A 14275-nucleotide genomic window follows, 5' to 3' on the forward strand; every position below is an offset into this window, starting at 1 on the left:
CACTAAAATGAGGTTATAGGAGGTGCCGTTAATGAATAGCCAAAGTAAATTGGAGAATGTCGAAGGAATAGCTTTTAAAAATCAAAAAAGCACAAAGGTTTCGGAGTCAGTTTCCATAAGTAATAAGAAGAAACTGAAAGATGCCGGACTATTCGCTCTATTTGTTGGACCAGTACTGTTAGCGTTCACAGTTGTTGTCTTAATCCCTTTCTTTACCGGTATTTATTACGCCTTTACAGACTGGAATGGGGTTACAGGGGCTATCAAATGGGTTGGCTTGGATAATTTTAAATACTTATTTACCCAAGACAAGCAATTTCAGAGCTCTTTCATCCTTACAACCAAATATACGGTAGTAGCAATTATCCTAACTAATGTCATTGGATTTGGATTAGCTATACTTGTTACCCAAAGGTTGAAAACAAGTAACATCTTACGTACCGTTTTCTTTATGCCAAACTTAATCGGCGGATTATTACTAGGATTTATTTGGCAATTTATTTTTGTAAAAGGCTTTGCATCGATTGGACAGTTAACAGGAATCCCGCTTTTTAATTTAGCTTGGTTAGGGGATGCCAATACTGCATTTTGGGGAATTGTGATTGTTAGCGTATGGCAAGGGGCAGGTTATATTATGATTATCTATATCGCAGCCTTACAGAACGTTCCGCAAGAATTAATTGAAGCAGCCAAAATTGATGGCGCGAATAAGTGGCAAATTCTTCGTCACATTACGATGCCACTCGTTGCACCAGCTGTGACCATCTGTTTATTTCTAACCACTGCATCATCCTTTAAGGTCTTTGATGCAAACCTGTCGCTTACAGGTGGAGGTCCATTTAAATCAACAGAAATGTTAGCGCTTAATATTTACACAGAAGCCTTCGTCAATAATCGCTATGGTGTCGGTGAAGCAAAAGCGTTAATATTCTTCATCGTTGTTGCAGCGATTACTGTTCTTCAAGTAACGATTTCGAAGAAAAGGGAGGTTGAATCATAATGGGTAACCGTTACACAGGAAAAACATTTATTGGTGAAATACTTGCGATCCTGCTCGGTCTTGTTTTTTTAATCCCTTTCTATTATGTTTTCTCAAACTCCTTGAAGCCATTTGCAGAGATTTTAACCAACACTTCGGCTTTACCAAAAGTGTTGGAATTTCAGAACTATATAAATGCATTTGAAAAATTGGACTACTTAAAAGTATTTTCAAATTCTTTAATCATCACTATCTCTAGTAATATCGTACTAATAATATTTTGTTCCATGGCTGCTTATATGCTGGTAAGAACAAAAAAGAAAGTCAGCAATGTGATTTTCATGACATTCGTAGCAGCAATGATCATTCCCTTTCAATCCCTCATGATCCCGCTGATGAAAACAGCCGGAAACTTTGGACTTTTAAACAGCATTTGGGGTCTTGTTATCATGTACTTAGGCTTCGGATCCGGGATGACTATCTTCTTGTATCACGGTTTTATCAAAGGGATTCCTGTAGAGCTAGAAGAGGCTGCGATTATTGACGGCTGTTCAAGGTTTGGTGTATTTTGGAGAATCGTATTTCCTTTATTAAAGCCAATTACAGTCACCATCGTCATCTTAAACAGCCTATGGATTTGGAATGATTTCTTATTACCATCACTTGTGCTTCAAGATCCGGAATTGAGAACAATTCCATTAGCAACCTTTTTCTTCTTTGGGCAATATACAAAGCAATGGGATTTAGCATTGGCAGCACTGGTTATGGGCATTGTACCTTTATTAATTTTCTTCTTTGCAATGCAAAAACACATTATAAAAGGGATTACCAGTGGATCTATTAAGTAACACTCTTTGCTGTTCAAAAACTGGACAATAGAGATCAAAATAAAAAAAGAAACAGACAATCTGGAGGGGTAATCAATGAGTCTTAAAAAGTATTCATTAGTAGCGGGCGTACTATCGGCTTCACTTCTGTTGGCAACTGCTTGTTCCAGCAACAGTACATCTGGAAATCAAGCCAGCGGCAGTAAAAGCGGGAAAGTCGTGGTGGATATCTTCCAAGGGAAGGTTGAAATCGCTGATCAATTAAAAGCATTGACCGATAAATATACAAAGGAACATCCGAATGTTACGTTTAATATCGAAACAGTAGGCGGCGGTGCTGATGGGGCTGCTGCTCTAAAAGCAAAGTTTGCTTCCAACAAAGCACCGGATATCTTTACAAGTGAAGGTTACCAAAACGTGCTTACATGGAAAGATAAATTAGAAGATTTATCAGATCAGCCATGGGTAAAGGATGCCTATCCAAATGCGTTAAAGCCAATGACACTGGACGGGAAAATATATGGAATGCCTGTTAATATGGAAGGTTATGGATTTGCTTACAATAAAAAATTATTTACAAAAGCCGGTATTACTGAACTTCCAAAAACTTTTACTGAGTTAGAGGCTGCAGCAAAAAAGCTTAAAGCTGCAGGTATCACTCCATTTTCTGTTGGATATGCAGAGTGGTGGGTATTAGCAAACCATGGTCTCAATGTTCCTTTTGCATACGAACAATCTGATGATCAAAACTTCATCAGTGGTTTAAGCTCCGGTACCTCCAAAATTGCAGGTAACAAATACTTTGACGATTACTTCAAGCTATTGGATTTAACGGTTAAATATGGTAACAAAAACCCTTTAACGACAGACTACAATACTGAAGTAACTCAATTTGCCAAAGGTGAAACTGCTATGATCCAGCAAGGTAACTGGATCCAGCCAATGCTTGATAAACTTACTCCGAATATGGAGGTTGGTTTCATTCCAATGGCTCTTACTGATGATGCAGCTCAAACAGATAAGTTAATGGTTGACGTTCCAAGTAACTGGGTTGTTTATAACAAAGCCCCTGAAGCAGATAAAAAAGCAGCAAAAGATTTCTTAAATTGGATGGTTACATCTGAAGAAGGTAAAACAGCTTTAGTTAAAGAATTCAAATATATTCCAGCCTTTAAAACCATTGAAGCAAATGCAGAAGATATTGGTCCTTTAGGTGCAGATCTTCAAAAATATTCTAACGAAGGCAAAACTTACTCTTGGCAGTTCCCAAAATATCCTGATGGTGCAGGCCAGGAATTTGGCGCAACCCTACAAGCATATGTTGGCGGTCAAAAATCCAAGGACGATGCAGAAAAAGCTCTGGATGCAACATGGGCTAAATTGAAAAAATAATTTTTTCAAGAAAAAGACCGTCGATGCTATTCATCGGCGGTTTTTTGTATTTAAGCATATAACTTCGATTCTTCCTGTTGGAAAAAGCTCTTCATCGCATGGAATACATCCGCTTTTTGCTTTAAAATATAGTAGCGGAAATGTTCATCTTTGATATTCTTGTATGCTGACATTAAAGTTGAATGACGATTGTATTGATTGACCTCTCCATACCCAAACATATTTGATACCTTCATTAATTCTTCAACCAGCTTCACGCAGCGGGCATTGTCCGATGTGAGATTATCACCGTCTGAAAAGTGGAATGGATAGATGTTGAACTTACGTGGATTGTATTTCTCATCAATGACCTCCAGAGCTTTGCGATAGGCGGATGAACAGATTGTTCCGCCACTTTCACCTTTCGAGAAGAAGTCTTCCTCTGTAACAATCTTTGCTTCCGTATGGTGGGCAATAAACTCAATTTCCACTGTTTCATATTTCGTTCTTAAAAAGCGTGTCATCCAGAAGAAAAAGCTTCGGGCCATGTATTTTTCCCATATCCCCATACTTCCACTCGTATCCATCATCGCAATCACAACAGCCTTTGAATCCGGTTTGACAACTTCATTCCAAGTTTTAAATTTTAAATCATCCTTGTAAATTGGATGGAATGCCGGTTTCCCGCTCATCGCATTCCGTTTAAATGCCGACATCATGGTTCGTTTTTTATCGATATTACCCATTAGCCCTGTTTTTCGAATATCATTGAATTCGATATTCTCCACTAAATGCTCTTCCTGCTCTTTTCTTTTTAAATTCGGAAGCTCTAATTGCTTAAATAATGCTTCCTCGAGTTCCATTAACGAAACTTCCGCCTCAAAATAATCTTCACCGGCCTGGTCCCCGGCCCCTTGCCCTTTACCGGGACCCTTTTGCCCGCTTGACCCGTCACGTGCTACTACGTCACCTACCTGGCTCTCACCGTCGCCTTGGCCCACATGTTTGTTTTTGTCATAATTATAACGAATTTTATATTCGTCCAAAGAACGAATCGGAATTTTTACCACATCTCGACCATTTGACATAATAATACTTTCCTCTGTTATTAAGTCTGGAAGATTGTTTCGAATCGCCTCCTGGACTTTTTCCTGATGCCGCTGCTGGTCATCGTGGCCTTTACGGTGGAGGGACCAATCTTCTCTTGAAATCACATATTGATGGTTGTTGTCCGACACTTAAAACCCCTCCCTATTAAATTTTTCCCAATCTTTCATGCACACTTTTTTTCCAATGACATAAAATATCCCGAGTGTAAAAATGCAAATGAAATGTTGATTACTTTATCCTATGCAGAAACGGAAAATAATTTACAAATAATTTCGACAATTAGACTTTAGCCTAAAAAAATGGACAAGTTTTTTTGGAAAGTTGAAAAAAACAGACTGGCAGATTGTTTCTACCAGTCTCTCATTATTATCTGTTTAACAAACTTCCTACATAACGAAGCAATTCATTAGCTGATGTCGAATTATAACCATGTTCGTCAACTAAGCGTGCAACAACATCATTGATTTTCTTAAGCTGCAGTTCATCCGGTGTTTTCGATGAGGTTGTAATCTTAACAACATCTTTAAGATCAGCAAACAGTTTCTTTTGAATGGCTTCACGAAGCCGGTCATGGGAGTTATAATCAAACCGCTTGCCTTTTCTTGCAAAGGCTGAGATTCTGATTAATATTTCCTCCCTGAAGGCCTTTTTCGCATTTTCGGAGATACCAATTTGTTCTTCAATTGAACGCATTAGTTTTTCATCCGGATTGATTTCTTCCCCTGTTAACGGATCACGAAGCTTTGCTTTATTACAATACGCTTCGACATTATCAAGATAATTGTCCATTAACGTTTTTGCCGACTCTTCATATGAGTAAACAAATGCTTTTTGGACTTCATTCTTGGCAATATTGTCATACTCTTTCCGTGCAATTGAAATATAATTCATATAACGCTCACGCAACTCAGAAGTAATGGACGGATGCTGATCAAGCCCGTCTTTTAATGATCGTAATACATCTAACGCATTAATAGACGGCACTTCTTTTCTAATAATAGTGGATGAAATTCGGTTAATAACATACCGCGGGTCAATACCGCTCATACCTTCATCTTGATACTCTTTCTTAAGCTCCTCTACATCAGCTGTATTAAACCCTTCAACATTTTCTCCGTCATAAAGGCGCATTTTCTTTACTAAATCGATATCACCTTTTTTCGGTTCCTTTAAGCGGGTAAGGATGGTAAACATCGCTGCTACCCTTAAGGTATGCGGTGCAATGTGGACATCGGCTACATCACTTTCTCTAATCATCTTTTCATAAATTCGCTCTTCCTGAGACACTTTTAAATTATAAGGGATTGGCATAACGATTATCCGTGAATGCAGCGCCTCATTCTTTTTGTTAGAAATAAATGAACGGTATTCCGTTTCATTCGTGTGCGCCACGATCAACTCATCAGCTGAAATTAAGGCAAACCTGCCTGCTTTAAAATTTCCTTCTTGAGTTAATGAAAGCAAATGCCAGAGGAATTTTTCATCACATTTTAACATTTCCTGGAATTCCATCATACCGCGGTTTGCTTTGTTTAATTCCCCGTCAAAGCGATAGGCACGCGGGTCTGATTCGGATCCAAATTCCGCAATCGTTGAAAAATCAATGCTTCCTGTTAAATCTGCAATATCCTGTGATTTTGGATCGGATGGGCTAAAGGTTCCGATTCCGGTTCGTTTATCTTCTGAGAAAAAGATTCTTTCAACCAAAACATCTTCAATCCTGCCGCCATATTCCTGTTCGAGTCGCATCATATTTAATGGAGAAAGATTACCTTCAATTCTGATACCATACTCATCGTAAAAATCCCCACGTAAATGATGCGGAATTAAATGCAGCGGATCCTCATGCATTGGACAGCCCTTAATAGCAAAAACAGAGCCTCTGTCCGAACGGGAATAACTTTCTAAGCCTCTTTTTAGCATCGTGACAAGTGTTGATTTACCACCACTTACAGGACCCATTAATAGTAAAATACGTTTCCTTACATCCAACCTTTTAGCTGCGGGATGGAAGTATTCTTCAACAAGTCGCTCTAATGCTTCCTCTAAGCCAAATAATTGATTACAAAAGAAATTATACTTCTTCGTCCCTTTTTCCTCTTCAATTCCTGCATCTTTAATCATATTAAAAACTCGAGAATGTGCAGATTGTGCTACCCATGGCTTTTCTTTTAACAACAGTAAATAATCAGCGAATGATCCTTCCCAACGGAGCTTTTCCTCGTCTTCACGAAACCTCTCGATTTTTTTTAAAATATCCATAAGGCCCTCCCCCTGTAGCGTTATCAGAGACGATTAATATACTCTATGCACTAAGGAACTTGAACATGCGTAACCAAGGAGGATAAGTGTCTATCTTTTTTGTTTTGCTAAAGGAATATTGCTCTTTTCATTTTTTTAAGATAGGCTATAATAAATTTATAAGGGTAAAAATAATGAAAGAACGTATTACGAAGGAGGATTTACATAATATGGGTACAATTGGAGTCATATTAGTAATGATCGCATTTCTAACTGCAATCTTCACAGCTGGTTATAACGATAAGCCGGGAACAAATAAATAAAAAGGAAGCGCCTTCGGAACAAGTCCTAATAAATACCATAGGTTCCGTTTAGCCCGTCCTGTGGTTTTCAGGAAAATAAAAAACTCTGATTATTTATCAGAGTTTTTTTCCTTTATGCTGACTAAGACTTACTTCTTAAGCGGTCAATCAATACAGCTGAAACAATCACAGCGCCTTTAACGACAAGTTGCCAATAGTAACTTACATCCATAAGGGTTAGCCCATTGCTAATTACCCCCATGATTAAAACACCGATTATAGTACCCTGGATTCTTCCAACACCGCCTGTTAAGCTGGTACCACCTAATATAACTGCCGTAATGGCATCAAGCTCATATCCTAAACCGGCGGTTGGCTGTCCTGAAAATAATCGTCCGGCAAGTACAACACCTGCAAGGCCGGACAAAAGCCCACTTAATGTATAAACTTTTATTAATGAACGCTCTACCTTAATACCTGTAAGTCGTGCCGCTTCCTCACTTCCGCCGATTGCATATACATGACGTCCAAACATGGTATATTTCAGAAGAAAGAACATTCCAACATACACAATGGCCATAATATAGATAGGTGTAGGAATTAAAAATAACCTGCCGGCTCCTAAAAATTTAAATAAGCCGGAGGATACAACAATGGGATAGCCACCACTGATTACATATGCCAGTCCCCTTACATAGGTAAAACTTCCAAGTGTCACTATGAAGGATGGCAGCTTTGTTTTTGCTGTAAAAAAACCATTTACAAACCCAAAAAAAGCCCCCACTAACAATCCAACAGCAATAGCAAGTAATGGATGAACACCGGATTGGGAAACCATTACAGATACTACTCCTGATAAGGCTACTATTGCGCCTACAGATAAATCAATTCCCCCTGTTAAAATGACAAGAGTCATACCGGCTGCAAGTATACCATTTATTGAAACTTGCTTTAGAACATTTAATAAATTTGTCAAATCCAAAAAGTTCGGTGCTGTAATGGCTAATATAATACATAATAAGGCCAAAATAATTAGCATTCCTAAGCGGTTCCAAATTCCCAGAGCTCCCTTTCTGTAATGGGCTCCCCCCACTCTCAAAGCCTGTGTATTTGCTTTCATTCCTAATTCCCCCCTGTTGCAAAGTGCATAATTTTCTCCTGCGTTGCTTCTTCCCGAGTTAAATGTCCTTTTAATTTTCCTTCGTGCATCACCAATATTCTGTCACTGATTCCTAATATTTCAGGCAATTCAGAGGAAATCATTAACACGGCCAATCCAGTCTCAGCTAATTTGGAAATAATTTTATGAATCTCTGTTTTTGCGCCAATATCCACACCGCGAGTTGGCTCATCCAAGAGCAGAACCTTCGGACTAATCGACAGCCATCTTGCGATGACAACCTTTTGCTGATTACCTCCGCTTAAATTTGCAACAAGCTGTTCCGGAGAGGAAACTCGAACCCCCAATTCATTGATTAAATGATCTGCTTTATGATCAATTTTTTTCCAATTTAATTTTCCTCCTTTGCGAAATACTTCTAATTCAGCCATTACTATGTTCTCTTTCACACTCATATTCAAAAATAGCCCCTGCTCTTTACGATTTTCCGGGACATGGGCAATTCCATGACGAATGGCATCATCCGGAGAGGAAATGTTCACATTTTTTCCGTTTACGAGAATTTCACCACCCGGTAGATGCTGAGATGCTCCGAATATCGTTCGGATTAATTCGGTTCTTCCCGCCCCTACGAGACCGGCAAGACCCACAATTTCACCGGGATAGATTTTTAAGGAAACATTTTTTACTATTTTCTTATCGGAAAGACCCCTAATTTCAAGAACGGGTTGTACGTGATCATCACGATGTAAATATGAAGGTGTGTCACGTTTAAAAAGCGAATTTAATTCTCTTCCGACCATTAACTTTACAAGATGTTCAGGGTTGGTTTCCGAAATGGGACCACTGCTTATCCACTCTCCATCTCGTATAACGGTGTACCGATTTGATATTCTAAATATTTCATCCATACGATGTGATATGTAGACGATAGCAACACCCTTCTTTTTCAGGTCAGCAATAATTTCAAACAACTTTTCAATTTCTTTATCTGTTAAAGCTGCTGTTGGTTCATCCATAATGATTACTTCAGCATCATAAGATAGAGCACGGGCAATTTCTACAACCTGCTGCTGTGCCACACTTAAAGTCGATACAAGTTGATGTGGGTTTAAATCTGATCCCATAGAATCTAAAATTTTTTGAGCCTTCTGGTGAACTTCATTCCATTTGACCATTCCCCACTTATTTTTAGGAAATTTTGTCCCCATTAATATATTTTCACTTATCGTCAAATTTGGAGACAGCTTTAGTTCTTGATGAATTACACTGATTCCATTTTCCTTTGCTTCCACAGGACCGCTCCAAATTACTTCGCGATCTTTATAATAGATACTTCCGTGATTCTCATCAGGTTGGTGGATTCCTGAAAGTATTTTAATTAGTGTGGACTTCCCTGCTCCATTTTCCCCCATTAACGCATGAACTTCTCCTCTATAGAGTTCAAGGTTTACATTCTTCAGAACGTTTACTCCTGAAAACGTCTTGCAGATCCCTTCCATTTTCAGGATAGGCGAGGTTAATGACGGAACAACATTCCTTTCCATTACATGTACACTGTTCACCCTATGTCCTCCCTATAAAACTTAATCTTCAAAAAATAAGATTCTCCTTCGAGAATCTTATTTTTCATTTGGTTACCACCCTTTGTAGCTACCTACATTGTCCTGCGTTACCAACTCAACAGGAACTTTAACCAGCTTGTCAACTTTTTGGCCATCTAACACTTTCTTCCCAATTTCCAATGCTTTTTTCATCATCTCATCCGGGTGCTGGGCAGAAGTGGCTGCAAAGCTTTTCTTTTCTTTTAGGGCTTGGGAAGCTTCCGGAGCACCATCTACTCCAACAATAAAGAATTCATCCTGACGACCCGCTTGTTCTTGAGCAATCTTTACTCCAAGCCCTTCAGGGTCATTGATGGCAAATATTGCATTAATAGAACCTTTCGGGTTTGCCTGTAAGATATTTTCCGCTACAGACAACGCTTTTTCCCTGTTTCCTTCACCATTTTGTTTGGCAATAATTTTAATACCTGAGTTCTTAATTGCATCTTCAAATCCTTTAATCCGATCTGTAACCGCGGATACTGGCGGTCCATCAATGATTGCAATGTTTCCTTTTCCATTTAATCGCTTGATAACGTACTCACCTGCAATCTTACCTGCCTGGTAATTGTCCGAAGTGACAACGCTATCCACTCCTCCATCTGCAGCAACGTCTACGGCTATAACCGGGATACCTGCAGCTTTTGCCTCTTGTACTGCACCGGCAATTCCTTTTGAATCTACTGCATTTAACAGAATTAGATCCACTTTTTTTGTAATAAAATCTTCAATTTGAGAAGTTTGTTTTGCTAAGTCATAATCTGCACTAACCGAAATTAACTCAGCACCCATACTCTTTGCTGCTTCGCTAGCCCCTTTAGACATCGACACAAAGAATGGATTAGCAAGGGTTCCTACCGTTAATCCAATTTTTAATTTTCCACCTTTACTTTTTTCAGTATTTTTTGAAGTATCTGATTGTGATTTAGACCCGGTATCCACTGCACTACAACCCGTCATGACCACCAGGAACAACATAATAAGTAGGACGAATGATGATTTTAAGTACTTTTTCATAGAAAAAACCCCCTGTTTTTTTATTCCCCATTGCGGGATAATGCTTTTAGTAAAAAAATACCACCCCCTTAAATAGTGATTCCGCTTACATTTTGACCGATTCTGAAAGTAATTGGTCGTTTTTGGATGATTTACTAATTTAAATCCATAATATGAGCTTTTTCTGTCATTGTCAATCAATTTCTAACATTAGAAATATACAAAATTTATTTTTTCTATTATCCCGCTAAAAAAACACTGCTGCTCTTTGTTAGGTGGATGCACAAAAAAGCCTTCCCCATTTATTGGAGAAAGCTCTTTGTAATCGGAGTTGAACCCGTTTTTTTCATTTACCGATATCCCTCTATTCATCCATTCAAAAAGAGGCCGATGTACAGGCCAATCTTCTTTTAGTTTAAATTTCGGAAGTCTTGCTGGCGCAATGCTTCATAAATTAGAATGGCCGCAGTATTGGATAGATTTAAGGAACGAACATTGTTATTCATTGGTATCCGTAGACTAACATCCTTATTTTTCTCGATAACATCTTTTGGAAGGCCTGTCGTTTCGCGTCCAAAAATAAAATAATAATCTTTATCAGGATCACTGTAATTAAATGAACTATGTGGTTTCTCTCCAAATTTAGTTAAATAAAAAAACTCGCCGCCTTCATTTTTTTGATAAAATTCCTCTAAGGAATCATAATAGAAAATATTCACAAACTCCCAATAATCCAACCCTGCCCGCTTCAACATCTTATCATCTGTCGAAAAGCCTAATGGCCGAATTAAATGTAAAGTGGTATCGGTTGCCGCACAAGTTCTGGCAATATTTCCTGTATTAGATGGAATCTGTGGTTGATATAATACTACATGTATTGACAAAATTTTCACCTCATATAAAAAACTCTAAAAGCAATTATACCATTATGAATGATCCTTACAAGGACGAAGACTTCTCATTCGACAATCATATAAAACTTATATTTAATGTTTGGCGTGTAAGCAGAAGAGTCTTCGTATGCCCAATATCTCATCCGGCTATTGTAAGTATGGGCATTGACAAGCGGCATACCGTAGGCATCCTTTCCGGTTACAATCGTATTATGATTGTACCGGCCATCTCCTTCAAAATCGTAGCATATCACATCACCTAAAAGTAATTGATCGGGACTGCTGACTTGTCTGGCTCTTAGTCCGCTTTTAGAATTGGCTAAATACAAGCGCAAGGAATTGGCAATGGACCAGCTATAGCTCCAGTTATTATTTTGTAACCACCAGCCGGCATTGCGATTAGGATAACCTCTCATTGGCGCCCCGCCAACATGGAGACATTGTGAGATGAAATTTGTACAATCATTTACAAACTTTTTATATGCCGGATTATAACTATTCCACCAGCGCTCAGCATATTGAACTGCTTTTAGACGGTCATACTGATAGCTTAGTCTCTCCCCGTTGTTTTCAGAAATAAGGAGCTCATTCTGCTGTTCCGGGACCCCATAAGGATTTATTTCCTCATCCATTATTAATTCATCCTTAAAAAACTTCCCCATTCTTACTTCCACTTCTTCTTCCAAATAAAGAGTTCCTTTTTGCTTAATTAAATATTGATAATGGACATTGTATTTAATTGTTTGAAATTCATCTTCATCGGCCTTCTCTACTATATTTCCCAATGCTTTCACTTTTACAATTTCCGCAGACCTTTTCGCCAACGCTTCAATTTTCTTTTCCGCCTTTGAATAGGTCCCAGTTCGCAAATTGGAATTTACTACAAATTCATGGACTCTTTTTTCAAATAATTCTTGAAGCGATTCCCGCATACATTTTCACTCCTTTCATTCCATACATATGAAAGAAAGATAGAATTCAATCAAAAAAAGAGCTGAACTTGTTGTTCGCTCTTTTATTATTTAGGCTCTGTTAAACTTGCCTGTTGATTTCCGCTCCAGGCACTCGCTTTCCGCGGGTGGTCGGGAGCCTCCTCAAGCATTAAGCGAGGCCACTGAAAAAGTCCTTTTTTATTATTAGACAGTTAAAGGTTTGATTTAATCAAACCTTTAACTGTCTTTTTGCCTTATAATAATGACATTAAATTATGTAGGTGGTATCAAAATGATTTCCAATCAAGACTCTCTCAATTTTAGTCCATATATTGCTATTTATGATCTTGTTGTTCCAAAAGATAATATGCTTCGCCAAATCAATGAACTAGTGGACTTTTCTTTCATTATCGAGGAATTAAAAGCGAAATATTGCCTTAATAACGGCCGAAATGCAGTGTCACCAATTCGTATGTTTAAATATCTATTGCTCAAATCGATTCATGATTTGTCAGATGTAGATGTAGTCGAACGTTCTAAATATGATATGTCGTTTAAGTATTTCCTCGACATGGCACCGGAAGATCCTGTAATGGACCCTAGCTCTTTAACGAAATTCCGTAGGCTCCGTCTCCAAGATGTGGGTTTATTAGATATGCTTATTGGAAAAACAGTTGAGATTGCACTTGAAAAAGAAATCATTAAAAGTAAAACAATTATTATGGATGCCACACATACAAAAGCGCGTTATAACCAAAAGGCACCGAAGGAATTTCTACAAGAGAAATCAAAAAATGTTAGAAAAGCCGTCTATCAAATTGATGAATCAATGAAAGAGAAATTTCCACCGAAAACAACTTCTAACGAAGTAACAGATGAACTAAATTATTGTCGTGAAGTAATTTCTGTGGTTGAATCAGAACCTTAAATCGCTACAATTCCAGCCGTTAAGGAAAAATTAAATATGCTAAAAGAAGTAGTGGAAGATTATACAGAACAACTAAACTTTTCAGCTGATCCAGATGCACGTGTAGGACATAAAACAGCAGACTCCTCCTTTTTTGGCTATAAAACACATATCGCAATGAGTGACGAACGGATAATAACTGCAGCTGTTGTGACAACAGGTGAAAAAAGTGATGGAAAATACATGCAGGAGTTAATTGAAAAAAGCCAAGCCACTGGAATGGAAATTGATACGATCATTGGGGATACAGCCTACTCCGAGAAAAATAATATTCTCTATACAAAAGAGCATGAGCTAACACTGGTTTCAAAGTTACATCCGCATATTACACATGGTACTCGCGCAAAAGAGGATAAGTTTGAATTTAACAAAGATGCAGGAATGTATGTTTGTAAAGCAGGACATATGGCGATTCGAAAAAAATTTGAAGCAAGAAAGGGTCAAGATAAAAACCCTAGGATCAAGTACCTTTTTGACATTAAAAAATGTCAAGTTTGTCCTTTCAGTGAAGGATGTTATAAAGATGGAGCGAAAAGTAAGACCTATTCAGTAACCATCAAATCAACAGAACATCTAGATCAAGAAGAGTTCCAAAATACGGAAGCATTTAAAGAACTAGCGAAAACTCGCTATAAAATTGAAGCAAAAAATAGTGAACTGAAACACAGACACGGGTATGATATAGCGTCATCCGCGGGTCTATTAGGTATGGAGATTCAAGGAGCAACAGCGATATTCGCAGTCAATATTAAGCGGATTCTGAAGCTCCTTCAGGAGAAAAAATAAGGACAAATTAACAAGGAAAAAGGCAGTTTGTTGTCTGAATCTGGACAACAAACTGCCTTTTTTGTACCAACTTCCAATATTAAAAATAAAAAACGTAAGATTTTCAGTGGCCTCCATTAAGCCTGTGGGGTCTCCCTTGACCTGGTT

11 protein-coding genes and 1 pseudogene are annotated in these 14275 nt (G+C 38.2%); 5 read left to right on the plus strand and 7 right to left on the minus strand.

The window, feature by feature from the left end; translation table 11 throughout:
* Positions 1-31: 31 nt before the first annotated feature.
* From AC3ANV_RS23000 to AC3ANV_RS23010, 3 genes are all read left to right on the plus strand, one after another.
* A complete protein-coding gene (locus tag AC3ANV_RS23000) occupies positions 32-1000 on the plus strand; it encodes a carbohydrate ABC transporter permease (RefSeq protein WP_488310969.1) in 969 nt (322 codons plus the stop codon).
* The gene (locus tag AC3ANV_RS23005; protein ID WP_488310970.1) at positions 1000-1827 is read left to right on the plus strand and encodes a carbohydrate ABC transporter permease; all 828 of its coding nucleotides are present in this window, start codon (positions 1000-1002) and stop codon (positions 1825-1827) included. The genes AC3ANV_RS23000 and AC3ANV_RS23005 overlap by 1 nt, the downstream gene beginning before the upstream one ends.
* A gap of 75 nt (positions 1828-1902) precedes the next feature.
* Positions 1903-3198, plus strand: a complete 1296-nt coding sequence (locus AC3ANV_RS23010; RefSeq protein WP_488310971.1) for an ABC transporter substrate-binding protein — start codon at positions 1903-1905, stop codon at positions 3196-3198.
* A 50-nt stretch (positions 3199-3248) separates the two neighbouring features.
* Here the strand turns inward: AC3ANV_RS23010 and yhbH are convergent, their stop codons facing one another.
* Both yhbH and AC3ANV_RS23020 read right to left on the minus strand, forming a co-directional pair.
* A complete protein-coding gene (yhbH, locus tag AC3ANV_RS23015) occupies positions 3249-4415 on the minus strand; it encodes a sporulation protein YhbH (RefSeq protein ID WP_488310972.1) in 1167 nt (388 codons plus the stop codon).
* 238 nt (positions 4416-4653) lie between these two features.
* Positions 4654-6549: a PrkA family serine protein kinase gene (locus AC3ANV_RS23020; protein WP_488310973.1), complete on the minus strand. Its 1896-nt coding sequence runs from the start codon at positions 6547-6549 to the stop codon at positions 4654-4656.
* 173 nt (positions 6550-6722) lie between these two features.
* Between AC3ANV_RS23020 and AC3ANV_RS23025 the strand changes: the two genes are divergently transcribed.
* Positions 6723-6851: a hypothetical protein gene (locus AC3ANV_RS23025; RefSeq protein WP_488310974.1), complete on the plus strand. Its 129-nt coding sequence runs from the start codon at positions 6723-6725 to the stop codon at positions 6849-6851.
* Positions 6852-6972: 121 nt separating this feature from the next.
* On the opposite strand, the gene AC3ANV_RS23030 is transcribed toward AC3ANV_RS23025, so the two are convergent.
* From AC3ANV_RS23030 to AC3ANV_RS23050, 5 genes are all read right to left on the minus strand, one after another.
* On the minus strand, positions 6973-7950 hold the full coding sequence (locus AC3ANV_RS23030) for an ABC transporter permease (protein ID WP_488310975.1): 978 nt from the start codon (positions 7948-7950) through the stop codon (positions 6973-6975).
* Positions 7951-7952: 2 nt separating this feature from the next.
* Positions 7953-9497 carry a sugar ABC transporter ATP-binding protein gene (locus AC3ANV_RS23035; RefSeq protein ID WP_488314312.1) on the minus strand — a complete coding sequence of 515 codons (1545 nt, stop codon included), beginning with the start codon at positions 9495-9497 and terminating at the stop codon, positions 7953-7955.
* 90 nt (positions 9498-9587) lie between these two features.
* Complete coding sequence (locus AC3ANV_RS23040; RefSeq protein WP_488310976.1) at positions 9588-10571, minus strand: ABC transporter substrate-binding protein; 984 nt, start codon at positions 10569-10571, stop codon at positions 9588-9590.
* 389 nt (positions 10572-10960) lie between these two features.
* A complete protein-coding gene (gene trmL, locus AC3ANV_RS23045) occupies positions 10961-11434 on the minus strand; it encodes a tRNA (uridine(34)/cytosine(34)/5-carboxymethylaminomethyluridine(34)-2'-O)-methyltransferase TrmL (protein WP_488310977.1) in 474 nt (157 codons plus the stop codon).
* Positions 11435-11508: 74 nt separating this feature from the next.
* Positions 11509-12375, minus strand: coding sequence for an amidase domain-containing protein (locus tag AC3ANV_RS23050; protein ID WP_488310978.1), 867 nt, complete (start codon positions 12373-12375; stop codon positions 11509-11511).
* A gap of 292 nt (positions 12376-12667) precedes the next feature.
* Here AC3ANV_RS23050 and AC3ANV_RS23055 point away from each other — a divergent pair.
* A pseudogene (locus AC3ANV_RS23055) lies at positions 12668-14128 on the plus strand (IS1182 family transposase).
* The last annotated feature ends 147 nt before the right edge of the window (positions 14129-14275 follow it).

It is taken from the genome of Neobacillus sp. DFD-2R, assembly GCF_057747865.1.